The sequence below is a fragment of the Azospirillum sp. TSO5 genome (genome assembly GCF_003116065.1).
Classification (GTDB): Bacteria; Pseudomonadota; Alphaproteobacteria; order Azospirillales; family Azospirillaceae; genus Azospirillum.
Genome location: NZ_LGQY01000115.1, coordinates 1 through 21,839 on the forward strand (window position 1 = coordinate 1; position 21,839 = coordinate 21,839).

The 21,839-nt window shown below is 67.6% G+C and carries 25 protein-coding genes and 1 tRNA gene; 13 read left to right on the forward strand and 13 right to left on the reverse strand.

The features are described from left to right. Positions 1-108: 108 nt before the first annotated feature. Positions 109-2,055, reverse strand: a complete 1,947-nt coding sequence (locus tag TSO5_RS25010) for a sigma-54-dependent Fis family transcriptional regulator (protein WP_109154170.1) — start codon at positions 2,053-2,055, stop codon at positions 109-111. Positions 2,056-2,310: 255 nt separating this feature from the next. On the opposite strand from TSO5_RS25010, the gene TSO5_RS25015 reads away from it, so the two are divergent. Next, entirely contained in the window at positions 2,311-3,225 is a 915-nt protein-coding gene (locus TSO5_RS25015) for a diguanylate cyclase (protein ID WP_109154171.1), read from the forward strand. A 118-nt stretch (positions 3,226-3,343) separates the two neighbouring features. Here the strand turns inward: TSO5_RS25015 and TSO5_RS25020 are convergent. The 7 genes from TSO5_RS25020 to epsC all read right to left on the reverse strand — a co-directional run bounded on the left by TSO5_RS25020 (position 3,344) and on the right by epsC (position 8,640). Further along, positions 3,344-3,418 (reverse strand) — tRNA-Met (locus TSO5_RS25020). A gap of 169 nt (positions 3,419-3,587) precedes the next feature. Continuing rightward, positions 3,588-4,751, reverse strand: a complete 1,164-nt coding sequence (gene mnmA, locus TSO5_RS25025) for a tRNA 2-thiouridine(34) synthase MnmA (RefSeq protein WP_109154172.1) — start codon at positions 4,749-4,751, stop codon at positions 3,588-3,590. Between the two features lie 142 nt (positions 4,752-4,893). Then, positions 4,894-5,223, reverse strand: coding sequence for a ferredoxin family 2Fe-2S iron-sulfur cluster binding protein (locus TSO5_RS25030; RefSeq protein ID WP_109154173.1), 330 nt, complete (start codon positions 5,221-5,223; stop codon positions 4,894-4,896). Positions 5,224-5,297: 74 nt separating this feature from the next. Next, a complete protein-coding gene (locus tag TSO5_RS25035; RefSeq protein WP_109154174.1) occupies positions 5,298-5,987 on the reverse strand; it encodes a molecular chaperone DnaJ in 690 nt (229 codons plus the stop codon). 200 nt (positions 5,988-6,187) lie between these two features. Then, on the reverse strand, positions 6,188-7,327 hold the full coding sequence (locus TSO5_RS25040; RefSeq protein ID WP_109154175.1) for a cysteine desulfurase family protein: 1,140 nt from the start codon (positions 7,325-7,327) through the stop codon (positions 6,188-6,190). A 45-nt stretch (positions 7,328-7,372) separates the two neighbouring features. Next, positions 7,373-7,858, reverse strand: coding sequence for an Rrf2 family transcriptional regulator (locus tag TSO5_RS25045; RefSeq protein ID WP_109154176.1), 486 nt, complete (start codon positions 7,856-7,858; stop codon positions 7,373-7,375). Beyond that, positions 7,855-8,640 carry a serine O-acetyltransferase EpsC gene (epsC, locus tag TSO5_RS25050; protein ID WP_109154177.1) on the reverse strand — a complete coding sequence of 262 codons (786 nt, stop codon included), beginning with the start codon at positions 8,638-8,640 and terminating at the stop codon, positions 7,855-7,857. Before epsC ends, TSO5_RS25045 begins: the two co-directional genes overlap by 4 nt. Positions 8,641-8,987: 347 nt before the next feature. Between epsC and TSO5_RS25055 the strand changes: the two genes are divergently transcribed. Continuing rightward, complete coding sequence (locus tag TSO5_RS25055) at positions 8,988-9,650, forward strand: alpha/beta hydrolase (RefSeq protein ID WP_109073919.1); 663 nt, start codon at positions 8,988-8,990, stop codon at positions 9,648-9,650. Between the two features lie 67 nt (positions 9,651-9,717). Here the strand turns inward: TSO5_RS25055 and TSO5_RS25060 are convergent, their stop codons facing one another. The 4 genes from TSO5_RS25060 to TSO5_RS25075 all read right to left on the reverse strand — a co-directional run bounded on the left by TSO5_RS25060 (position 9,718) and on the right by TSO5_RS25075 (position 11,662). Then, a complete protein-coding gene (locus TSO5_RS25060; protein ID WP_109154178.1) occupies positions 9,718-10,107 on the reverse strand; it encodes a DUF2155 domain-containing protein in 390 nt (129 codons plus the stop codon). Positions 10,108-10,272: 165 nt separating this feature from the next. Further along, on the reverse strand, positions 10,273-10,539 hold the full coding sequence (locus tag TSO5_RS25065) for a hypothetical protein (protein ID WP_109154179.1): 267 nt from the start codon (positions 10,537-10,539) through the stop codon (positions 10,273-10,275). Positions 10,540-10,641: 102 nt separating this feature from the next. Then, positions 10,642-11,178, reverse strand: coding sequence for an outer membrane lipid asymmetry maintenance protein MlaD (mlaD, locus tag TSO5_RS25070; protein ID WP_109154180.1), 537 nt, complete (start codon positions 11,176-11,178; stop codon positions 10,642-10,644). Between the two features lie 91 nt (positions 11,179-11,269). Continuing rightward, positions 11,270-11,662: an NADH:ubiquinone oxidoreductase subunit NDUFA12 gene (locus TSO5_RS25075; RefSeq protein ID WP_109073915.1), complete on the reverse strand. Its 393-nt coding sequence runs from the start codon at positions 11,660-11,662 to the stop codon at positions 11,270-11,272. Between the two features lie 269 nt (positions 11,663-11,931). On the opposite strand from TSO5_RS25075, the gene TSO5_RS25080 reads away from it, so the two are divergent. From TSO5_RS25080 to TSO5_RS25105, 6 genes are all read left to right on the forward strand, one after another. Further along, positions 11,932-12,528, forward strand: coding sequence for a 50S ribosomal protein L25/general stress protein Ctc (locus TSO5_RS25080; protein ID WP_109073914.1), 597 nt, complete (start codon positions 11,932-11,934; stop codon positions 12,526-12,528). 91 nt (positions 12,529-12,619) lie between these two features. Then, complete coding sequence (pth, locus tag TSO5_RS25085) at positions 12,620-13,192, forward strand: aminoacyl-tRNA hydrolase (protein WP_109154181.1); 573 nt, start codon at positions 12,620-12,622, stop codon at positions 13,190-13,192. Positions 13,193-13,199: 7 nt separating this feature from the next. Continuing rightward, the gene (locus TSO5_RS25090) at positions 13,200-13,754 is read left to right on the forward strand and encodes a cysteine hydrolase family protein (protein ID WP_109154182.1); all 555 of its coding nucleotides are present in this window, start codon (positions 13,200-13,202) and stop codon (positions 13,752-13,754) included. 97 nt (positions 13,755-13,851) lie between these two features. After that, entirely contained in the window at positions 13,852-14,952 is a 1,101-nt protein-coding gene (ychF, locus tag TSO5_RS25095) for a redox-regulated ATPase YchF (RefSeq protein ID WP_109154183.1), read from the forward strand. Between the two features lie 150 nt (positions 14,953-15,102). Then, complete coding sequence (locus tag TSO5_RS25100) at positions 15,103-16,773, forward strand: Na/Pi cotransporter family protein (protein ID WP_109154184.1); 1,671 nt, start codon at positions 15,103-15,105, stop codon at positions 16,771-16,773. 207 nt (positions 16,774-16,980) lie between these two features. After that, positions 16,981-17,859, forward strand: a complete 879-nt coding sequence (locus TSO5_RS25105) for an EAL domain-containing protein (protein ID WP_247870960.1) — start codon at positions 16,981-16,983, stop codon at positions 17,857-17,859. Here the strand turns inward: TSO5_RS25105 and TSO5_RS25110 are convergent. After that, complete coding sequence (locus TSO5_RS25110) at positions 17,816-18,298, reverse strand: NUDIX hydrolase (protein ID WP_109154186.1); 483 nt, start codon at positions 18,296-18,298, stop codon at positions 17,816-17,818. The genes TSO5_RS25105 and TSO5_RS25110 overlap by 44 nt on opposite strands. On the opposite strand from TSO5_RS25110, the gene TSO5_RS33055 reads away from it, so the two are divergent. The 5 genes from TSO5_RS33055 to TSO5_RS25135 all read left to right on the forward strand — a co-directional run bounded on the left by TSO5_RS33055 (position 18,297) and on the right by TSO5_RS25135 (position 21,812). Continuing rightward, positions 18,297-18,686, forward strand: coding sequence for a type II toxin-antitoxin system prevent-host-death family antitoxin (locus tag TSO5_RS33055; protein ID WP_199231005.1), 390 nt, complete (start codon positions 18,297-18,299; stop codon positions 18,684-18,686). The two genes, TSO5_RS25110 and TSO5_RS33055, sit on opposite strands and share 2 nt — an antisense overlap. After that, a complete protein-coding gene (locus TSO5_RS25120) occupies positions 18,683-19,099 on the forward strand; it encodes a type II toxin-antitoxin system VapC family toxin (protein ID WP_109154188.1) in 417 nt (138 codons plus the stop codon). Before TSO5_RS33055 ends, TSO5_RS25120 begins: the two co-directional genes overlap by 4 nt. After that, complete coding sequence (locus tag TSO5_RS25125; RefSeq protein ID WP_109154189.1) at positions 19,096-20,034, forward strand: LysR family transcriptional regulator; 939 nt, start codon at positions 19,096-19,098, stop codon at positions 20,032-20,034. The genes TSO5_RS25120 and TSO5_RS25125 overlap by 4 nt, the downstream gene beginning before the upstream one ends. Before the next feature lie 108 nt (positions 20,035-20,142). Then, on the forward strand, positions 20,143-21,393 hold the full coding sequence (locus tag TSO5_RS25130; RefSeq protein WP_109154190.1) for an MFS transporter: 1,251 nt from the start codon (positions 20,143-20,145) through the stop codon (positions 21,391-21,393). Between the two features lie 11 nt (positions 21,394-21,404). Further along, the gene (locus tag TSO5_RS25135) at positions 21,405-21,812 is read left to right on the forward strand and encodes a hypothetical protein (protein ID WP_109154191.1); all 408 of its coding nucleotides are present in this window, start codon (positions 21,405-21,407) and stop codon (positions 21,810-21,812) included. Positions 21,813-21,839: the final 27 nt, after the last annotated feature.

The following is a 21,839-nucleotide window of genomic DNA, read 5'->3' on the forward strand; positions in this document are numbered from 1 at the left end:
GTGGCCACCCCCAGCAGCTCGATCCGTCGGAGACACTATAAGCCAAACTCAACATACAAGGGATGGGGAGGGGGCAACCGCAGCAGCACGTCGCGCACAGACTCAGCCTCACTCCGCCCGATGCGGCGCCACGATGCCGAAGCGGTGCATCTGCCGATGGATGGTCGAGCGGTCGACCCCCATCGCCCTTGCGGTCGCCGACACGTTCCAATGGTGCCGCCGCAGCGTCTCGCGCAGCCGGGCGGCGGGGTCCTCCTCCGTCACCACCGTCTGCGTTACCTCCGCCGGCCACGCCTGGAACAGGCCGCTGTGCTGCACCGGCTCCGGAATGTCGTCGAGGTCGATCAGCCCGCCGTCACTGACCGCGCAGGCATAGTCGAGCGCATTCACCAGTTCCCGCACATTGCCCGGCCAGCCGTGGCCCCGCAGAGCCGCCAGCGCCGCCGGGGTCAGCCGGTAGCCGATGCCGTCGCGCTCCGTCCGCTCGGCCAGCAGCCGCTCGATCAGCCACTCCAGGTCACCGCGCTGGCGCAGGGGCGGCACGGTGAACACCGCGCCGTTGAGACGAAAGTACAAGTCGTCGCGGAATTTGCCGGCCTTGACCAGTTCCACCAGATCGCGGTGGGTGGCGCCGATGACGCGGACATCCACCGAAACCGCCTTGGTCCGGCCGATCGGCGTCACCTCCCGCTCGGCCAGCACGCGCAACAGGCGGGTCTGCGACGACAGCGGCATGTCGCCGATCTCGTCCAGGAACAGGGTGCCGCCATCGGCCTCCAGGATCAGCCCCTTCTTGCCGCGCGCCGTCGCCCCGGTGAAGGAGCCCGGCTCGTAGCCGAACAACTCGCTCTCAATCAGATTTTCCGGCAGTGCGGCGCAGTTGATGGCGACGAAGGGCTTGTTGCGGCGGATGCTGGCCTTGTGCAGGGCCTTGGCCAGATGCTCCTTGCCGGTGCCGGTCTCGCCATGGATCAGCAGGCTCATGCGGGTGTTGACCAGCTTGGCCGCGCGCGTCAGCACCGCCTTCAGCGCCGGATCGCCGCCGGACACCACCCGCAGCGGCTCCGGCAGCGTGTCGCCGCCATGGTCCGGCGCATGGCTGCGCGGCAATGACACGGCAGGCGGCGGCATCGCCTGGGCGAACAGCGGCAGGCCGGTGCGGCGCAGGCGCAGCGTTCGCTGTTCGGTCGGCAGCGAACGGACGAAATGGACCAGATCGTCCACCTCGCAATCGAACAGCTCGGCGAAGGAGCGGCCGAGCGGCGACACCCCATCCTCCACCAGCAGGTCGCGGGCCTTGTGGTTGAAGCCAACCACCCGCCCGCCGCCGTCCAGCGCCAGGACGAAGTCGGGATCGACCTCCGCGAATTCCTGCGACGCCGACAGCTTCACCACCCAGTCGCGGCGGAAGTTGTTGTAGAGATTGGCTGTTTCGATCTTGTGGACATAGGCGCGCACCATCTGCAGCGCCAGATATTGGCTGATCTTCGGCTCCGGCGAATGCAGGGCGGAGATGTCCAACACGGCGGCCAGTTCGCCGCCGCTGTCGAAGACGGGTGCCGCGGTGCAGGTCAGCGGGATGTGGGTGGAGTCGAAATGGTCGGTCTGGTGGACGGTCAGCGCCTGGGCGGTGGCGATGCAGGTGCCGACCGCACAGGTGCCGGCATGGCCCTCGTTCCAGTCCGCCCCCAGATACAGCCCGGCCCGGCGCAGATGGTTGTCGAAGGTCGGGTCGCCGATGAAGTCCACCGTGACGCCGTTGCTGTCGGTCAGCAGCAGGACATAGCCCATGCCGGCCACCTGCCGGTACAGCGCCTCCAGCCCGAAGCGGGCCATGCGGAGGAACTCGTCCATGGCGTCGCGATGCTCGCGCAGCCGTTCCTGCGGCAGGATGTGCGGCTCGCGCCCGACGGTGGGGTCCAGCTTGTGGTCGGCGACGCAGCGGCGCCAGGAGCTTTCGATGATCGGGTCGCGGGCGGACCGCAAGCCGGCGGAGACACGGCCAGTGGAGACACGGACGAGTTCATCGATGTGGGCCGCGCGCGCGCTGTCCATGGTCGTGCCTCCCGCAGTCATCGTCCGCTTGTCCCGCGAACATATTTATATGGAACAGTACCAACCGGCCGGCCCGATAGGCAACATGTGCAAAAGCATCAGACCGCGCTGCCGTCTGACCCCAGCCACGGCTGCCGGCATACCGGCGTATGACCCCGGCTTTTCGTTATTGTTCTGCGACATGACGTTAAGGACATTTGCACAACCTGGGCCTCATGCTCCATAAACGGGCAAGGATCGCCGGGAGCTTTCGAGTTGCGGATTCTGATCGTCGACGATTCACCGCGCCACCTGACCATGATGGTGTATGAGCTGAACAAGCTCGGCTACGCCACCAGCGTGGTCCACAGCGGGGCCGCCGCCATCGAAGCGGTGGCGAATGAGCGGTTCGACGTGGTGATGGCCGACATCCGTCTGGCCGACATGACCGGCATCGAGCTGTGCTGGCACCTGCGCACCGCCCAGGGGCTTCGCCACCTGTACTTGATCCTAATGATCCCCGGCAGCATGACCGACCAGTTCCACGAACTGGTGGAGGCCGGCGCCGACGAATTCCTGCGCAAGCCCCTGGACTGGAAGTGGACGGCGGCGCGCCTGCTGGCGGCCTCGCGCGTCGTGGCGATGCAGCGCGACCTGGAACGGCTGGCGACCACCGACGCCCTGACCGGCGCCATGAACCGCCGCCGCTTCCTGGAAAGGGGGGCTGAAGAGTTTACCCGCTCGCGACGATACGAGCGTCCGCTGTCGGTGGTGATGCTGGACATCGACCACTTCAAGCGGGTCAACGACACCCACGGCCACGCCACCGGCGACGAGGCGATCCGCAGCACGGTGCGCGCCTGCAAGGACACTATGCGCGCTTGCGACATCATCGGCCGCCTGGGTGGCGAGGAGTTCGCCGTGGTGATGCCGGAAACCCCGCCGGTAAACGCCTTCGCCGCCGCCCAGCGCCTGCGCCAGGCGATCGCCGCCCAACCGGTGAAGCTGGAGGACGGCGGTGAACTGTACCTGACCGTCAGCCTTGGCCTGAGCTGGCTGACCGGCCCCGACACCGGCATCGAACCGCTGCTGGCCCGCGCCGACGCCGCCCTCTACCGCGCCAAGAACGCCGGCCGCAATCGCGTGGAGGTCGAACCGCAGATCGCGCTGCCGAAGTCGATACAGGGGTAGGGGAGGGCAACGCCGGGGGCCTCGCAATCGTCGAACCGCGATCGACGCTGCATCATGTGGACGATGCGCAAAGAAAAACCCCCTGACTTCCTTCCGGAAATCAGGGGGTTTTCTTTGATGGTAGCAGCGGAGGGATTTGAACCCCCGACCAAGGGATTATGATTCCCCTGCTCTACCACTGAGCTACGCTGCCATCGTGAGCGCCGTTGTTGGCGTTTCCGCCGCCGTTGGCTACCATCGTGTCCCGTCGTTGCCGCCGGGAGCCGCTATATAGGATAGGGCGACTTGGCCTGTCAACGCGGAATTTTCAGGGGGTGCGATTTTTTTCGGCCGGTCGGCAAAAACCCGCATAACCCCCTGATTCAGGCTGCCGTTTCACCAACCTCCACACCCTCGGCCACACCTCCCGCCGTGCCGGAAATCCAGCCGCCGCCCAGCACGCGGTCGCGCTGATAGACGACGCAGGCCTGACCGGGAGCGATGCCGTGCTGGGCCTCCAGCAACTCGACCCGCGCGGTGCCGTCGGGGCCGGCGCGCCATAGAGCAGGGGCGGCGGGCTGGGCGGAGCGGAGCTTCACCGACACCTCGATGCCGGCACCCTCGACCAGATCAGGACCCAGCCAGTTCACGTCGCGCACCATCACCAGCGAGCGGGCGAGGTCGCGGCGCGGGCCGACGACGACGCGGCGGCGGGCGGGCTCCAGGCGGACGACGTAGAGCGCCTCCTCCTCCTGGCCGCGGATGCCGCCGATGCCCAGCCCCTTGCGCTGGCCGACCGTGTAGTGGACGACGCCCTTGTGGCGGCCCAGCACCCGGCCGTCGACATGGACGATGTCGCCGGGCTCGACCGAGCCGGGGCGCAGCTTCGCCACCACCTCGGCGTAATTGCCGTTGGGGACGAAGCAGATGTCCTGGCTGTCGGGCTTGGCCGCTACCTCCAGCCCGTGGCGCTCGGCCAATGCGCGGGTCTCCGGCTTGGTCAGGCCACCGAGCGGGAAACGCAGGAACTCCAGCTGCTCGCGCGTGGTGGCGAACAGGAAATAGCTCTGGTCCTTGGCGGGATCGACGGCGCGGTGCAGTTCGGCACCCTGCGGGCCGGCGATGCGGCGGACGTAGTGGCCGGTGGCGAGCGCGTCGGCGCCCAGGTCGCGGGCGGTGTTCAGCAGGTCGCGGAACTTGACGCGCTGGTTGCAGCGCACGCAGGGGATCGGCGTCTCGCCGCGCAGATAGCTGTCGGCGAAATCGTCCATCACGTCCTGGCTGAAGCGGCCCTCGTAATCCAGGACGTAATGCGGGATGCCGATGCGGTCGGCGACCTGACGGGCGTCGTAGATGTCCTGGCCGGCGCAGCAGGCGCCCGGCTTCTGCAGGGCGAGGCCGTGGTCGTAAAGCTGCAGCGTGATGCCGACGACGTCATAGCCCTCCTCCCGCAGCACGGCGGCGGTGACGGAGGAATCCACCCCGCCGGACATCGCGACGACGACGCGGGTATCCTGGGGGCGCTTGGAAAGACCGAGGGAGTTCATGGCGCCCTATATGGGGCGGGCAGGCGCCCGGAAAAGGTAGGAAAGCAGGGCGGGTACGGGGGAACGGCAGGGAAAGAAGGCCGCCGGGCGCCGCATCGCGCGACGCGGGGCCCGGCGGCCGGAACAGGGTTCCCCTGGACCGTCACTTCATCGCGTTGTTGCTGCCGCCCGGCAGGCGGACGATCAGGCCGTCCAGCTCTTCGGTCATGATGATCTGGCAGCCCAGGCGCGAGGTCTTGGTCAGGCCGAAGGCGAGGTCCAGCATGTCCTCCTCGTCCTCCTGCGCGTCCGGCAGGACGTCGAACCATTCCGGCTCGATCACGACATGGCAGGTGGAGCAGGCCAGCGAGCCCTCGCAGGCGCCTTCCAGGTCCAGGCTGTTCTTGTGCGCGATCTCCAGCACGGACAGGCCGAGCGGGGCGTCCACCTCGCGGCGGGTGCCATCGGGCTCGATGAAGGTCATCTTGGGCATGGGGTCCTCGTTCCTTTAAGGTTGCCTAGCGATTTAGGGGGCGGTTTAGAGGGTGATTGTAAGGGAAAAGCGGATCAGGGCCGCGGCGGTGTCAGGGCGGCGCGGCGGTCGCGGACCTCGGCGGCCAGCGCCTCCAGCCGTTCCAGCCGGGCCAGGATGCGGGCGGCGCCGTCGGAGGCCGGCGGGCTGTCGGGGCTGGCGGCCGTCTGCGCCTTGCGGAAGGCAGGGGTGAGATACTTGATGCAGGCCTCGACCCGCTGGCTGAGGTCCAGCCCTATGCGGTCAAGTTCCAGCGCATCGTCGGCACGGGACAGCCGGGTGGCGAGGTCGGCGATCTCTTCGTCCCCATTGCCGTCTTCGTCGCCGACGGCCGGCGTGCCGCCCATCAGGGCCAGCAGCGCATGGGCGCGGCGGATGGGATCGCGCAGCACCTCATAGGCGTCGCGCAGGGCATTGATCTGGGCCTTGGCGTTGGCCTGCTGGCGCGGTCCGCGGGTGGCGAAGCGATCCGGGTCCATGGCGCGGGTAAAGCCGGCATGCTGCTTCGACAACTGCTCCAGATCAATGTCGAAGCGGCGTTCCAGCCCCAACCGGGTGAAGGGGTCGAGCGGCCGCGGCGGCTGGGCCGCGCCGCAGGCGTGGCAGAACAGGGCGCGCGGCGCCACCGAGCGGCCGCAGGTGCCGCAGGGCTCCAGATCGCCGGCGATGGCGCCGGAAATTCCGCCGCTGCTGTTGCCGGGCGGGCCTGATTTGGAACGGGTCATGCGCACAGTCCGTCAAAACGCCGAAAGGATCGGCCGATAGGATCGATACCCCGACATCAGGCCGCCACTGCAAGCCGGCGGGCCTTCCGCGGGGTCATACCCATAAGCCGCAGCCGGCGCAATGCGCGAATGCGGACTTTCCGGGCGGGGGACAGATGGTCGCGCAGGCATGGCGGGCGGCAGGCGGGCGACAGCGGAACTCAGCCATCCGCGGACGCGCTTCGCCGCGCCATTGCGGTCCAGGCCGTCAGAAAACGATCGACCGCCTCGTCGTCGCTGGTCCAGCCCAGGCTGACACGGATGGCGCTGGCGGCGGACCGGTCGTCCTCGCCCATCGCCGCCAACACATGGGACGGCTTCACCTTGCCGCTGGAACAGGCCGATCCGGCGCTCACCGCCACCCCGGCGAGGTCCAACGTCATCACCTGGGTCTCGCCGGGCAGACCGGGCAGCATCAGGCAACTGGTGTTGGCGACCCGCGCCGCACCGCCCCCCATCACCCGGGCGTGCGGTACGGCGGCCAGCGCCTCGCGTTCCAGCCGGTCGCGCAGGGCCGCGAGGTCGGCGGCCTCCGCCAACCCCTCCCGCGCCAGCCTTGCGGCGGCGCCGAAGCCGACGATGCCCAGCAGGTTCTCGGTGCCGGCCCGCTTGCGCCGTTCCTGCCCGCCGCCGCGGATCAGCGCGTCGGGCTCCAGCCCTTCAGCCAGGATCAGGGCACCGACGCCGGTCGGACCGCCCAGCTTGTGGGCCGACAGCGTCATCAGGTCGACGCCGAGGTCGGGCAGGGACAGCGGCAGCCGCCCGGCGGCCTGCACCGCGTCGCAATGGACCAGCGCCCCATGAGCATGCGCGATCCCGGCGGCCTCGGCCACCGGCTGGATCACCCCGGTCTCGTTGTTGACCAGCATCAGCGAGACCAGAGCCGGACCGTCCGCACCGACCAAGCGGCGTTCCAGGCCCTCAAGGTCGGCGACGCCGTCGCGGGTCACGCCGAAGCGCTCCGCATCGGGGCAGGCTGCCAGCACCGACTCATGTTCGATGGCGGAGGTCAGCGGCCGGCGGCCGGGGAAGCCGCGCAGCGCGAAGTTGTTCGCCTCCGTCCCGCTGCCGGTGAACAGCACCTGCGCCGGCTTCACGCCGGCCAGGGCGGCCACGGCGGCGCGCGCCTCCTCCACCGCCCGGCGGGCGCTGCGGCCGAAGGCGTGAACGGAGGACGGGTTGCCGACCAGGTCCATCGCCTGACCCATCGCCGCCTTGACCTCCGGTTTCAGCGGAGCGGTGGCGTTGTGGTCGAGATAGACACCGGTCCGACGGAAGGGGGCGACGAACGGGGCGGTCACTTTTCAGGCACGCTCAACTGCGAAGGCCAATCTCATCCGGCGGCGTCACTCTGCGGCGGCGACGGCCGTGCTGTCGGCGGCCGGGGCCGGGCGCAGCAGGTTCAGGCCGCTGGTGCCGATGATCCGCCGCTCCACCACGTCGGCGATGGTGACCGAGCTGAGATACATATGGATCTGGTTGCCCAGTTCCTCCCACAGATCGTGGGTCAGGCAGCGCGAGCGGTTGGTTCGGCAGCCCTGCGGCGTGCCGTTGGCGCAGCGGGTGGTGCGGATCGGTTCGTCCACCGCCAGGATGATGTCGGAGACGCGGGTGGCGTCGGCCGGATGGGCCAGCAGATAGCCGCCGCCGGGGCCGCGCACGCTCTTGACCAGACCGCCCTTGCGCAGCTTGGCGAACAGCTGCTCCAGATAGGACAGCGAGATTTCCTGCCGCTCCGCGATGTCCGCCAGCGCGACCGGGCTGCCCTGGCTGGTGGCGGCCAGATCGACCATCGCCATCACGGCATAGCGGCCCTTGGTGCTGAGTCTCATCGCGATTCTCCTTGCGCTTCGTGCATCCCGCCATTGTGGGACGCCACCGTCTCTAGCGGTGTGGGTGTTGATCGGGGGAGGGCGGCAGACGGGCGGTCCGCTTCCAGCTCTCCGACACGGGCCTGCAGCGCCGTCACCTGATCGAGCAGGCCGGTCAGCGCGCGGGCGACCGGATCGGGAATCTCGCCGCAGGGGGTGCCGTAGGGCATGAATTTCCGGGTTTCCGCGCGGTCGCGCGGAATGACCGGCTTGGCCGGGATGCCGACCACCGCGGTGTCGGCGGGCACGTCGGCCACCACCACTGCGTTGGCGCCGATGCGCGCCCCGCGGCCGATGGTGATGGCGCCCAGGATCTTGGCGCCGGCGCCGACGATGACGCCGTCGCCCAGCGTCGGGTGGCGCTTGCCGGTATCGAGCGAGGTGCCGCCCAGCGTCACCCCATGATAGAGCATGACGTCGTCGCCGATTTCCGCCGTCTCGCCGATCACCACGCCCATGCCATGGTCGATGAAGAAGCGGCGACCGATGGTGGCGCCGGGATGGATTTCGATGCCGGTCAGCGAGCGGGCGATCTGGGAGATCAGCCGGGCGGTCGTGTGCCAGCCGGCGTCACGGGCGCGCCGGGCGATGCGGTGGAGCACGATGGCATGCAAGCCGGGGTAGCAGAGCGCCACCTCCAGCCGGGAGCGGGCGGCGGGGTCCCGCGCCATGATCCCATCGATCTCTTCGCGAAGATGCTTGAACACGCCATCACCCGCCGTGGTATAGTCCGCCGCTCTCATCGGCCGCCCGCGCCCGGCTTCGGCCTGTCGGACCCTCGCGGTTCAGGACCTTTCCGGTTCGGACCCATTCGGGTTCCGGCCGGCAGGGACCCGGACTTATCGATCGGTCCAGCAGGCGCTGGGGCCGATCGGGCGGGTCAGGCGGGTTGTCCCGGAGGACGTTACGACGCATATATGATGACCAAGCAAAACGGTCAAGAATTGTGTGCGGAAAACCCCACTCCAAGACGGGAAAATCCGTGACGGGCCCGACGGCCTGTGTGCCGGGGCGGTTTGCCGGATGAAAATCCGGCCGGTCGTCGCGGTGGTCCCAACAACCCTTTGTCCGCGTCAGGAACGTCGTTCCCATGCCTGAAGTGCTCTTCAACGGTCCCGCCGGTCGCCTGGAAGGCCGTTACACCCACGGCAAGCAGCCGAACGCCCCGGTTGCGCTGCTGTTGCACCCGCACCCGCAGCACAATGGGACGATGAACAACAAGGTGGTCTTCACCCTGTTCCAGTCCTTCACCAAGCGCGGCTATTCGGCTCTCCGCTTCAACTTCCGCGGCGTCGGGCGCAGCCAGGGCACCTATGACAAGGGGGAGGGCGAACTGGCCGATGCGGCGGCGGCGCTCGACTGGCTGCAGACCTACAACCCCAACGCGCCGCTCTGCTGGATCGGCGGCGTGTCCTTCGGCGCCTGGATCGGCATGCAGTTGCTGATGCGCCGTCCGGAGATCGACGGCTTCGTCTCGGTCTCGCCGCCGGCCAACCTGTTCGACTTCTCCTTCCTGGCGCCGTGCCCGTCCTCGGGCCTGATCATCCATGGCGACAAGGACGAGGTGGTGCCCCAGGCCGCGGTGACCAAGCTGGTGACCAAGCTGTCGCACCAGAAGGACATTCGCATCGACCACCGCGTCGTCCCCGGCGCCAGCCACTTCTTCGTCAACCGCACCGACGATCTGGCGATCCAGGTGGACGACTATCTGGACAAGGCGCTGGGCAATCCCATCGCGGCAGTGGCGGAGTAAGTAAGCCCAGTCCCATCCAGCCGTTCCCACGAGAGCGTGGGCGGTTGGATGGGGGCTGGCGCCGTGCCTATTGTTGCTCGCAGCCCAGAACCCACACGTCGTAGATCGGGTTCTCCATCGCCGACAGGGCGGGGCTGGAGGCGAACATCCAGCCGCTAAAGACCGGTTCCGCCTGCTCGCCGGGCTTGATTTCCGTCACTTCCAGAAAAGCGGCCGATTCCGGCGTTTCGATCGGCGGGTTCTCGCGGCAGGCGCGCAGCGTGATGCGCAGGCTGCTCATCGCCTTGGTCTCTCCGACCTTCATGGTGAAGGTGGAGGTGCGGGCGGTCACCTTGTCCAGCCATTGCAGCTTGGCCGCCGGCCGCTCGATCATCTGGCTCGGGACCGGAGCGGCCTGGACGGACGCGGTTGCCAGCAGGGCGGCCGCCAGCGGGAAAAATCGGAGAAGTCTCGTCACGTCGGATCGCTTCCGTAATTGCGGACGGCGCTCCGCGGCAGGACCCAGCCAATCAGGGGACCTCTGCCGGGGCGCTCCGCCTTCTATCCCGGAAGCGGGGTCAGCGTCCAGTGGCGGGGGGCGCTGGGGTGTGTTGTGCGGGGTGCGTTGTGCGGATCGGGTGTTTCAGCGCGTGACGGTGCTGCGCGAGGCGGGGGCGCTGTAGGTGGCGCCGGACCCGCTCTGGGTCCCGTTCCGGTCTTCGATCTTCTGAGTCGCCGCACCGGCGCCGGCGCCCGCGGCGGCTCCGACCACGGCGCCCACCGGTCCGCCGACCACCGCGCCGGCCGCGGCGCCGCCAAGCCCGCCGGTGGCCGATTTCTCTTCCATGTCGGCGCCGCAGGCGGCAGTTGCCAGGGCAAGGCCAAACACGGCCAAATGGGTCAGACGCATCGCATTTCCTCCTGCCTCGCATTCCGGGGGCGTCGCCGTCCGGATTGCAGGAGGAACGCTTGAGCGTGACCGTCGGTTCCGGCCACGCCCAGGGTCGAGTGATTACAGCTTGGGCGGCTGGGCCGGCGTCTGGCCGGGAGCCTGGCCCTGCTGACCGCCGGAAGACTGGCCATTCGCCTGGTCGCCGGACTTGCTCATGCTCTGCAGCGAGAAGATGACCTGACCAAGCAGCTGTTCCAGACCCGGGGTGCTCTGCGTGAACTCGATCTTGCCATTCGGCTTGATCATGTCGGGATCGCCGCCCGGCTCCAGCGACAGGAACTTGCCGCCCAACAGGCTTTCTGATGCGATGACCGCCGCGGTGTCCTTGGGCAGCTTCACCGAATTGTCGACCGACAGATGGACGACCGCCTGATAGCTGGTGGGGTCGAGCGTCAGTCCGGTGACCGTGCCGACCTTCACGCCGCTGATGCGCACATCGGCGCCGCTCTGCAGGCCGGTGATGCTGTTGAAGTTGGCGGTGACGTCATAGCCCTGCACCTTGCGCAGGTCGGCGCTTTTGTAGGCGAAGGCAAGGAACACGGCGGCCACGGCGAGCACGACGCCGCCCAGCACGGTTTCGATCACATTCCGGCGCATAGAGCTATCCTGCTGCGAGTTCCCGAATCGAAACCCGGCCCGAAAGGGGCCGGGCTTTCCGTTCCGACGTGATGGTCAGTCCCGGCAGGGATCAGCTCGGCGTCCAAGGCTCGTAATCGCCGGTGGCCGGCACGCGCTGCCCGCCGGCCAGCACATGGCCGGGCGGACGGTAGGCCTGGACCGAGCCCGACATGTTGGGCAGATGTTCCTTCTGCCACGGCTTGTGGAAGGCGCTCGACCCCTCGGGCAGCGGCTCCTTGGTGGTGTGGTGCAGCCACCCATGCCATTCCGGCGGGATCTTGGAGGCATCGGGCTCACCGGCATACAGGACCCAGCGGCGCTCGCGCGTGCCGGGCTGGGCGTCCTTGTTGCGGTAATAGACGTTGCCGAAGCGGTCGCTGCCGACCTTGGCGCCCCGACGCCACGTGACGTAACGGATGTGGATGTTCGCCAGTTTGGTGAACAGGGAGATCGGCTCGCTCATCGTCGCTCACGAATTCCGGAGTCTGGCCCCGTGGACACGGGGCTGGTCGAATGCGGGCCGCACTATGACACCGCAAGTGCCGCGCGTCCACCGTTGGTGAGGCCCAATTTGCCGGCTTTCGGCTCCTTTTGAGAGCGGAAGCGCCCTGGCGGCGGTCGCTCTGCGGGAACGCCCCCTTTTCCTTGACGCGCCCGGCCGATTGCCGTATGCACCCCGCGCATGCGCCGGCACCCCTGGAGGCCGGCGCCCTTTCGTTTTGGAGCATCGTCATGACCAAGATCATTCCGCTCGGCGCTGAGACGCGCGAACGGGCCGGCAAGGGGACCGCCCGCCAGACCCGCCGTGATGGCCGTATTCCGGCCGTCATCTATGGTGGCAAGCAGGCTCCCCTGACCATTTCGCTCGAGAAGTTCGAGTTCACCCGCGTCCTGCATCAGCCGGGCTTCTTCACGCACCTGTTCGAAGTGACCGTCGACGGCACCGCCCACCGCGTCCTGCCGCGCGACGTGCAGTTCCACCCGGTGACTGATTTCCCGCTGCATGTCGACTTCCTGCGCGTGTCCGGCGACACCCGCACCAACGTGCAGGTTCCGGTCGAGTTCGTCGACCAGGACAAGTCGGCCGGCCTGAAGCGCGGCGGTGTGCTGAACATCGTCCGTCACGAGCTGGAGCTGAGCTGCCCGGCCGACAGCATCCCCGAGCACATCACCATCTCGTGCGAAGGCTTCGACGTCGGCGATTCGATCCACATCTCCTCGGTCAAGCTGCCGGAGGGTGTGACCTCGACGATCACCGACCGCGATTTCACCATCGCGACCATCGTTGCGCCGTCGGGCCTGAAGTCGGAAGAGGGCGCCGCTTCCTGATAAGGAGCGTTCGACCTTTGAAGATGGTTACGGTGGGGGGCTTCGGCCCCCCGCTTCGTTTGTGGAGAATGCTTTCCAAAGGGTGAGGGACATGCTGCTTCTGGTCGGACTGGGCAACCCCGGCAACGAGTATGCCCGCAACCGCCACAACATCGGCTTCATGGCGGTGGAGACCATCGCCCAGCGCCATCGCTTCACCCCGTGGAAGAAGCGTTTCCAAGGCCAGACCGCCGAGGGCACCGTCGCCGGCGACAAGGTTCTGGCGCTGGAGCCCGCCACCTTCATGAACCTGTCCGGCCAGTCGGTGGTGGCGGCCCTGCAGTTCTACAAGCTGAAGCCCGAGAACGTCGTCGTCATCCATGACGAGCTTGACCTGCCTCCTGGAAAGATCCGGGTGAAGAAGGGCGGCGGCCATGGCGGCCACAACGGCCTGCGCTCCATTGACGCGCATATCGGCAAGGAATACTGGCGCATCCGCCTGGGCATCGGCCATCCCGGCAACAAGGATCTGGTCAGCGGCTATGTGCTGCATGACTTCGCCAAGGCCGACCAGAGCTGGATCGATCCGCTGCTCGACGCCGTGTCCGACAACCTGCCATTGATTGTTGATGGACAGCCGGAGCTGTTCATGAACAAGGTGACGGTGGCAACCCAAGGCAAGTGAGGCGCAGATGCTCGGTCTGGTGATCATCGACGTTCAGAATGCCATCGTCGCCGGCTGCGGTACATCGGATCGTCAACCCGAAATCGACAGGGCGCTCGACGCGACCGTGAGCCGTCTGCGGACTATCAAGGAGCGGGCGCGGGCGGCCGGCGTCCCGGTCATCCTGGTCCAGAATGACGGCATCGAGGGCCACCGTCTGGCCGTCGGGACGGAGGGGTGGGAGATCCGCTCCGAGGTCGCTCCGCAGGACGGCGACGTGGTCGTCCACAAATCCGAGTGCGACTCCTTCTTCGCGACCGACCTTGAGGAGCAGTTGGAGGCCCACGGCGTGGACCACATCGTAGTCGGCGGCTGCATGACGCAATTCTGCGTCGACACCACCGTCCGGCGCGCGGTCTCGCTCGGCTATGACGTGACGCTGATCGCCGACGGGCACGCCACCGCCGACCGCGGCGGCCTGCGCTTCGATCAGATCATCGCCCACCACAATGCGACGCTCGACGGCTTCGGGGCAGGTGATTGCCGGGTGGATGTGAAGACCGCGGACGCGATCGCTTTCTGACTGACGGACGCCTTCCCCCACTTCGCGTTTGCGCTTTGTCCCCCATCGTAGGATAAAGCGCCTCAATTCCAGAATTTCCGACGGCGAGCACCCACCCATGGGCTTCAATTGCGGCATCGTCGGCCTGCCGAACGTCGGCAAGTCGACCCTTTTCAACGCGCTGACCGCCACCCAGGCGGCGGAGGCGGCGAATTTCCCCTTCTGCACCAAGGAGCCGAACGTCGGTCGCGTCGGCGTGCCCGACCCGCGGCAGGACAAGCTGGCGGAAATCGCCAAGTCGCAGAAGGTCGTCCCGACCCAGCTGGAGTTCGTGGACATCGCCGGTCTGATCCGCGGCGCGTCGAAGGGTGAAGGGCTGGGCAACCAGTTCCTCGCCAACATCCGCGAGGTCGACGCCATCGTCCATGTGCTGCGCTGCTTCGAGGACGACGACATCACCCATGTCGAGGGCAATGTCGATCCGCTGCGCGACGCCGAGGTGGTCGAGACCGAGCTGATGCTCGCCGACATGGAAAGCCTGGAACGCCAGCTGACCAGCCTGCAGAAGAAGGCCAAGGGCGGCGACAAGGACAGCAAGATCAAGGCCGACCTGATGGAGCGCGCCCTGAAGGTGCTGCAGGACGGCAAGCCCGCCCGCGTGGTCGAGCTGTCGGACGACGAGCGGCCGGTGTTCAAGCAGTTCATGCTGCTGACCGACAAGCCGGTGCTCTACGTCTGCAACGTGGAAGAGGCGTCGGCGGCGACCGGCAATGAATTCTCCGCCAAGGTCGCGGAAAAGGCCAAGGCCGAGAATGCCGAGGTCGTCGTCATTTCCGCCGCCATCGAGTCCGAGGTCGCCCAGCTCTCCGATCCGGCCGAGAAGGCTGAATTCCTTGAGTCGATGGGGCTGGAGGAAACCGGCCTGAACAAGCTGATCCGTGCCGGCTTCAAGCTGCTGGACCTGATCACCTTCTTCACCGTCGGCCCGAAGGAGACGCGGGCCTGGACCGTGCGCCGCAACGCCAAGGCTCCCGAGGCCGCCGGCGTCATCCACACCGATTTCGAGCGCGGCTTCATCCGCGCCGAGACCATCGACTACACCAGCTTCGTCACGCTGGGTGGCGAGCAGGGGGCGAAGGACGCCGGCAAGATGCGCCAGGAAGGCAAGGAATACGTCGTCCAGGACGGCGACATCTTCCACTTCCGCTTCAACGTCTGAGTAAGCGGGGATTGAGGGAGAGGGGGCGTCATCGCCACCTTTCCACCTCCGCCGTCACCCAACTGTCATATTGTCGTAACAATCAGCACTCCCCACACTTCAGTTAGGGGTGCCGCTTGATCGCATCCCCGACCCGACAGAGGGGGTGCGATGCAGGCGACGCGGGTGCTGCTGGAACTGGCCGGGAATGTCGTGCTGCTCCTGTGGGGGCTGCACATGGTGCAAAGCGGGCTGACCCGCGCGCTCGGCGGCGACTTGCGCCGCATCCTGGGGGCCGGTCTGCGCAACCGCTGGACCGCCTTCCTGTCCGGCATGGGCATCACCATGCTGCTGCAGAGCAGCACCGCCACCGGCCTGATGGCGACCGGCTTCACCGCCACCGGGCTGGTGTCGCTGATGCCGGCGCTGGCGGTGATGCTGGGCGCCAATGTCGGCTCCACCCTGATTGTCCAGATCCTTGCCTTCGACGTCGCCCATGTGGCGCCGGTCCTGCTGCTGGGCGGCTTCATCGCCTTCCGCCGCGGGGCGCGGACGCGCAGCCGCGACCTGGGCCGGGTCGCCATCGGGCTTGGTCTGATGCTGCTGTCGCTGCATTTGCTGCTGGCGACCATCGCTCCGGCGGAGAACGCGCCGATGCTGCGGCGAATGCTGGCGATGCTGACCGCCGATCCGGTGGTGGCTGTGATGCTGGCGGCGCTGCTGTCCTGGGCCGCCCATTCCAGCGTCGCCGCCATCCTGCTGATCGCCTCGCTGGCCGGCGGCGGGGTGATCGGGCCGGAGGCGGCGGTCGCCATGGTCGTCGGCGCCAATCTGGGCAGCGCCGTCAATCCGGTGGTGGAGGGACCCGGCGGCGACGGCCGCAACCCGGCGGCAAGGCGGTTGCCGGTGGGCAACCTCATCAACCGGCTCGTCGGCTGCCTCATCGTCGTGCCGCTGCTGGGACCGATCACCACCGGCTTGCAGGCGGTGTCGCCGGATGCCGCGCGGCTGGCGGCCAACTTCCACCTCGCCTTCAATCTGGCGATGGCCGGGCTGTTCATCGGACCGCTTCCCTGGTTCGCGCGGATGCTGACGCGGATGTTCCCGGAACGGGTGGCGGTCGCCGATCCGGCGATGCCGCTCTATCTCGACCGCAGCGCCCTGCGCGTCCCCCACCTCGCCATCGCCAACGCGTCGCGCGAGGCGTTGCGCATGGCCGACACGGTGGACAGCATGTTGCGCGGCGCGCTGGACGTGATCCAGACCGACGACCGCAAGCGGGTGCAGGAGATCCGACGGATGGACGATGTGCTGGACCGGCTGCACGACGCCATCAAGCGCTACCTCACCCAGATCAATGTCGAGGATCTGGACGAACGCGACGCCCGCCGGGTGTCCGACGTGCTGACCTTCACCATCAATCTGGAGCATGTCGGCGACATCGTCGACCGCAACCTGATGGAGGCGGCCTCCAAGAAGATCCGGCGCAGGCTGCGCTTTTCCACCGAGGGGGCGGCCGAGATCGCCGGCATGCTGGAACGGCTGAGCGAGACCCAGCGTCTGGCCGCCGCCGTCTTCGTGTCGGGCGATGTCCGGTCCGCCCGCGCGCTGATCCACGAGAAGGAGGTAATCCGCGATCTGGAGACCAGCGCCACCGAGGCGCATTTCGCCCGCCTGCGCGCCGGCCGCAAGGAAAGCGTCGAGACCAGCGCCCTTCATCTGGACATCCTGCGCGACCTGCGCCGGATCAACGCCCATCTGGTCGCCGCCGCCTATCCGGTGCTCGATCAATCGGGGGAGCTTCTGCCCAGCCGTCTCAAACGAGGGGCAGCACGGGCGTGACCGTCCGTTCCCAATGGGGGTGCTGCATGGCTTCCGCTTCGACCTTTTCTTGTCACCAGCCCAGCCACGTTAACACTTTCGTAACCATATAAAATTCGTCAAGCTCTTTCGCGACATGGTTAACAAACCGTCCCTGTGGTTGTTATGGCAATGAGGCCCAGCGGGCCGTTGTCGAACCCGGGAATGGTTGTCGAGAGGGAGCGGACGGTGGCGAACACGCACGCGACGTCGAACGGACCCGAAGCGCAGGGGATATCCGACGCCGGATTCGCCGAGCGGGTGCGCGATGCCATCGACCGTCAGGAACTCTCCCTGGTCTTCCAGCCGCAGGCCGACGTCGTCACCAGCCGCCTGACCGGCTTCGAGGCTCTGTCGCGCTGGCGCCTGTCCGACGGCACCATGCTGCCCCCCGACGTCTTCGTTCCGATGGCCGAACAAGGGGAAGCGATCCATCTGCTGGGCGAATGGACTCTGCGGACCGCCTGCAGGGAGGCCGCCGGCTGGCTGCGTGCCGGCTACCCCGACATTCCGGTGTCGGTGAACCTGTCGGCGCGGCAGCTCGACGATCCGGGGCTGGTGCTGAAGGTGCTCGGAATCCTGACGGAGACCGGCCTGCCGGCCGCCAACCTGAAGCTGGAGCTGACCGAAACCAGCATGTTCAGTCATGGCGCCGAGGCGCGCGAGGCACTGGTGCAGCTTCGCGGTGCCGGGATTCGGCTGGTGCTGGACGATTTCGGCACCGGCTGGTCGTCGCTGGCCACCTTGCGTCGGGTTCCGGTAGAGGCGCTGAAGATCGACAAGCAGTTCGTCCAGGCGATGGTGGAGGACCGCGATGCGGCCGCCATCGTCCAGGCGGTGGTGGCGCTGGCCCACGCGCTGGATTTGGGCGTGGTGGCGGAAGGGGTGGAGACGCCGGAACAGCGGCTCTATCTGCAGGCTTACCGCTGCGACGTTCTGCAGGGCTATTGGCTGTCGCGTCCGCTGAGCGCCGACGGGGTGAGTGAGTTCCTGGCCGAGCGGAGCGTCATCGGCACCCTGCGGCCTATGGGGTCGGGTTCCGCCGCTGGGCCGCAGACATCAGGATGACCCGCCGGGTCTCGTCCCATTCCGTCAGTTCGCCAGCCTCCTCGGCGGTGGCCCAGCAGGCTTCCAGCGCATCGTCGGCGCAGACCGGGTCGCCCTCGGCACTCTCCGCCGCCACTTCCACCAAAGTGTAGTGATAGTGGACGCGGCCCTCGGCATCGGGAGTGATGGCGTCGACCACGGTGACGATTCCGGTCGGCACCACCTCCAACCCGGTCTCCTCGCGTACCTCGCGCACGGCGGTCTCGAACACGGTTTCGCCGACCGACTGCGCTCCGCCGGGCAGGCTCCACTGGCCCATCCGCGGTGCCTTGCCCCGCCGGATCAGCAGAACCTTGTCGCCGCGCCAGACGACGGCCCCGACACCGACCCAGGGACGGTCGGGATATTCGCGGCTGGAACGGTCGGGCGGGGTGGCGGGAAGGTTGGATTCGATGGTCATGGACCGCAGCCTAGCGCACCGCTTGACAGCCTGTCACCCCGTGCCGAGAGTCACCATTGTGGTGATTGACGGTGGAGGGTGGGGCATGGGTGTATTGTATTCCAAAGCCGACGACCCTGGTCTGGATGCCGCCATCGAGCGTGCGTTGGCCGAGGGCCCATTGACCATCGTCCGTCCTGGCAAGCCATCGATGGTCATGCTGTCGGCCGCTGACTATGAACGGTTGCGCGGAGAGAACGCCGGCGCTCCCGAGCCTATGCCTACCAATGTTATCGAAGCGCTTCTGCGTCCCGTCGATGCGGCAGACATCGATTTGAATCAGGCAATCGGCGAGCGCCATGGGCCGAATACCCGCAAGCCGGTCGACTTTGCTACAGATTCCTTATGATGGGCTTCCTGCTGGATACCAATATCTTGTCTGAACCAAGGCGGCCGAGACCGGACCCGCAAGCAATTGCCTGGCTGGAGCATCTTCCACCGTCTCAAGCCTTCATCAGCGTCATCAGCATCGGGGAAATTCACCGCGGAATTGCCAATCTCCGTCCAACCAATGCTGCAAAGGCAGAACAGCTCGACCTTTGGATAAAAGGCGTGGAGACCTGGACCGAGTGCGTACTGCCCGTGTCGCTAACGGTCGCGACGCTCTGGGGACATCTTCGAAACGCTCACCGCAACTGCGATCCAGTGGACGCACTGATCGCTGCCACCGCACAGGCCCACGGACTGGCGATCGCCACTCGCAATGTCCGTGACTTCCAAGCCTTTGGGATTCCTTTGCTGAACCCGTTCGAGGCCCCATGAAGCTCAACGAGATCCGTACCTTCATCGCCGTCGCCGATGCGCAGTCGGTGCAGGAGGCCGGCAACCGGCTGGGGCTGACGCAATCGGCCGTGTCGCGGCTGATCCAGCGGCTGGAGGCGGAACTGGGCGTCGTGCTGTTCGACCGGCAGACCAAGCCGCTGGCCCTGACCCGCGACGGCGAACTGGCGCTGGCCCATGCCCGGCGCATTCTGGCGGCAACCAGCGACTTTGCCGACGCCTTCGCCGGATCGGCCGAGCCGCGCGGGCTGCTGCGGCTGGGGACGGCGCATGTGCTGACCGCGCTGGCCGCCGGCCGGCCTCTGGACGAGTTGCGCGCCGGCTTCCCCGGCCTGACCCTGCGGCTGCATGCGGACTGGAGCAACCCGCTGATCGAGCAGGTTCGCGCCGGCAGCCTGGATGGTGCGCTGATCCTGATGTGCGACGATCAGGCGCCGCCTGACGATTTGCCGGTCCGCCGGATCGGGACCGAACCGGTCAGCATCATCGCCTCTCCCGGCGACGGTTCCGCCGATCTGGCGGCCATGAACCGACGCGGCTGGGTGTTGCAGCCGAACGGCTGCCGGTATCGGGAGGCGCTTCATCAGGCGCTGGCGCCGCTCGGCCTGCAGCCGAACGTGACGGTGGAGGCCTATGACCAGAGCCTGCTGGTGTCGCTGGTGGCGCGCGGCGTCGGCTTCGGTCTGGCGCCGATGGGGTTGATCGCGCCGATTCCCGGTGCGGTCGCCGTCCGGCCACTCGAATTGCCCGATTTCCGGATGGCGGTGACGATCTGGCTGATCCAGGCACGCACGACCGGTCGCATCGCCCCGGTGTTCGACAGGCTGGAGCAGTCTCTGCGGCATGAATTGTCGGCCTCGCATCGGCCCGATCGCCGGACTGCTCAACCTCCCGTCCTGCATTCTGCCGCGGAATGACCCGGTTGCCGATTATGAATTTGCCGAACTGTTGGTGCCCGCCTATCGTCGGGGCATAGCAGTTCCACAACACCGGCGCGCAATGCCGGCCCCTTCCGGGAGGACGCCTTGACCACCGCCACCCCCGCACCGGCGCCCTCCTGGAGGACGCCCGCACTCGTCGTCGTTTGCGGTTGCCTGATCTCGATGCTGGCCTTCGGACCGCGGTCCAGCATGGGCCTCTTCATCGGCCCGCTTTCGGAAACCCGCGGCTGGGGCCGTGACGTCTTCGCACTGGCGATGGCGATCCAGAACATCCTGTGGGGCGCCGGCGGCCCCTTCGCCGGGGCGCTGACCGACCGCTACGGCCCGGCCCCGGTGCTGGCCGGCGGCGGCATTCTCTATGCGGCCGGTCTGGCGCTGATGCCCTACGCCACCACCAGCATGGAGTTGTACCTGACCGCAGGCGTGCTGATCGGGCTCGGCCTGTCCGGCGCGTCCTTCGGCATCATCATCGCCGGCTTCACCCGGCTGTTGCCGCCGGAACAGCGCAGCTGGTCGGTCGGCATCGCCACCGCCGCCGGATCGATGGGCCAGTTCCTGTTCGCACCGATGGGGCAGGCCTTCATCGCCGGCTTCGGCTGGCAGACCGCCCTGCTGCTGCTGGCGGCCTCGATGATCGCGGTGCCGCTGCTGGCCGGCGTCTTCCCCGGCCCGAAGGGCACAGCGGCCGGTGGCGGCCATGCGGTGACCGGCGCCAATGTCGGATTCGTCACCGCCGTGCGCCAGGCCTTCCAGCACCGCAGCTATGTGCTGCTGGTCGCCGGCTTCTTCGTCTGCGGCTTCCAGCTGGCCTTCATCACCACCCATCTGCCGCCCTACCTGACCGAGGCCGGCATCAGCCCGTCGCTGGCCGCCTGGGCGCTGGCGCTGATCGGCCTGTTCAACGTCATCGGCTCCTACGCGTCCGGCATCCTCGCGGGCAAGGTCAGCAAGCGCTACCTGCTGTGCGGCAATTATTTCTCGCGCGGCATCGCGACGGCGATCTTCATCCTGCTGCCGATCTCGCCGGTCACCGTCATCGCCTATGCCGCGGTGATGGGCCTGCTGTGGCTGTCCACCGTGCCGCCGACCTCCGGCCTCGTCGCCCTGATGTTCGGCACCCGCTACATGGGCACGCTCTACGGCTTCGCCTTCTTCAGCCATCAGGTCGGCGGCTTCCTGGGCGTCTGGCTGGGCGGCGTGCTGTACGAGCGCACGGGATCCTACGACGTCGTCTGGTGGCTGGGCGTGGCGCTGGCCATGTTCGCGACCATCGTCCACTGGCCGATCGCCGAGAAGCCGGCCCCGTCGCTAGCGGCGGCCGAGGCAAAGGCGTAAGGTAGGCCACCATGAACGACAGCCCCGCCCAATCCCCTTCCGGGCTTCCCATCGGCCACGGACTTGCCGCGGCCCTGCTGGGCGGCATCCTGTTGGTCTGGGCCGGGCTGATGGGGCTGTCTCTGCAGCGCGCCGCGCTGCCGGATGCGACCGACGGGATGATGCTGGCGGTCTTCTCACCCGGCACCAGCGATGCCGAGGCGATGACGGCGATGGTGCGGGCGGGTGGCGAGCCGGTCCGCTCCACCTGGCTCGGGTTCGCCTGGGTCGCCCGCGGGGTGGAGCCCGGTTTCGTCGGCCGGCTGAAGGCGGAAGGCGCGCTTGCCGCCTTCGGCGAGCTTCCGGTCGGCCCGACGCTGGGCGGCTGCACCGCCACCCCGGTCGACACCGCCAAGGTCGCCGCCACCAGGCTGCAATAGGCCCGGCTGCAAGAGGCCGATCTTTCC

Excerpts from the sequence above, each read along its gene's own strand:
- TSO5_RS25010 (WP_109154170.1), bottom strand. The coding sequence starts at position 2,055 with ATGGACAGCGCGCGCGCGGCCCACATCGATGAACTCGTCCGTGTCTCC.
- mnmA (WP_109154172.1), bottom strand. The coding sequence starts at position 4,751 with ATGAACTCCCTCGGTCTTTCCAAGCGCCCCCAGGATACCCGCGTCGTC.
- TSO5_RS25030 (WP_109154173.1), bottom strand. The coding sequence starts at position 5,223 with ATGCCCAAGATGACCTTCATCGAGCCCGATGGCACCCGCCGCGAGGTG.
- TSO5_RS25035 (WP_109154174.1), bottom strand. The coding sequence starts at position 5,987 with ATGACCCGTTCCAAATCAGGCCCGCCCGGCAACAGCAGCGGCGGAATT.
- TSO5_RS25045 (WP_109154176.1), bottom strand. The coding sequence starts at position 7,858 with ATGAGACTCAGCACCAAGGGCCGCTATGCCGTGATGGCGATGGTCGAT.
- epsC (WP_109154177.1), bottom strand. The coding sequence starts at position 8,640 with ATGAGAGCGGCGGACTATACCACGGCGGGTGATGGCGTGTTCAAGCAT.
- TSO5_RS25055 (WP_109073919.1), top strand. The coding sequence starts at position 8,988 with ATGCCTGAAGTGCTCTTCAACGGTCCCGCCGGTCGCCTGGAAGGCCGT.
- TSO5_RS25065 (WP_109154179.1), bottom strand. The coding sequence starts at position 10,539 with ATGCGTCTGACCCATTTGGCCGTGTTTGGCCTTGCCCTGGCAACTGCC.
- mlaD (WP_109154180.1), bottom strand. The coding sequence starts at position 11,178 with ATGCGCCGGAATGTGATCGAAACCGTGCTGGGCGGCGTCGTGCTCGCC.
- TSO5_RS25075 (WP_109073915.1), bottom strand. The coding sequence starts at position 11,662 with ATGAGCGAGCCGATCTCCCTGTTCACCAAACTGGCGAACATCCACATC.
- TSO5_RS25080 (WP_109073914.1), top strand. The coding sequence starts at position 11,932 with ATGACCAAGATCATTCCGCTCGGCGCTGAGACGCGCGAACGGGCCGGC.
- pth (WP_109154181.1), top strand. The coding sequence starts at position 12,620 with ATGCTGCTTCTGGTCGGACTGGGCAACCCCGGCAACGAGTATGCCCGC.
- TSO5_RS25090 (WP_109154182.1), top strand. The coding sequence starts at position 13,200 with ATGCTCGGTCTGGTGATCATCGACGTTCAGAATGCCATCGTCGCCGGC.
- ychF (WP_109154183.1), top strand. The coding sequence starts at position 13,852 with ATGGGCTTCAATTGCGGCATCGTCGGCCTGCCGAACGTCGGCAAGTCG.
- TSO5_RS25100 (WP_109154184.1), top strand. The coding sequence starts at position 15,103 with ATGCAGGCGACGCGGGTGCTGCTGGAACTGGCCGGGAATGTCGTGCTG.
- TSO5_RS33055 (WP_199231005.1), top strand. The coding sequence starts at position 18,297 with ATGGACCGCAGCCTAGCGCACCGCTTGACAGCCTGTCACCCCGTGCCG.
- TSO5_RS25110 (WP_109154186.1), bottom strand. The coding sequence starts at position 18,298 with ATGACCATCGAATCCAACCTTCCCGCCACCCCGCCCGACCGTTCCAGC.
- TSO5_RS25120 (WP_109154188.1), top strand. The coding sequence starts at position 18,683 with ATGATGGGCTTCCTGCTGGATACCAATATCTTGTCTGAACCAAGGCGG.
- TSO5_RS25125 (WP_109154189.1), top strand. The coding sequence starts at position 19,096 with ATGAAGCTCAACGAGATCCGTACCTTCATCGCCGTCGCCGATGCGCAG.
- TSO5_RS25135 (WP_109154191.1), top strand. The coding sequence starts at position 21,405 with ATGAACGACAGCCCCGCCCAATCCCCTTCCGGGCTTCCCATCGGCCAC.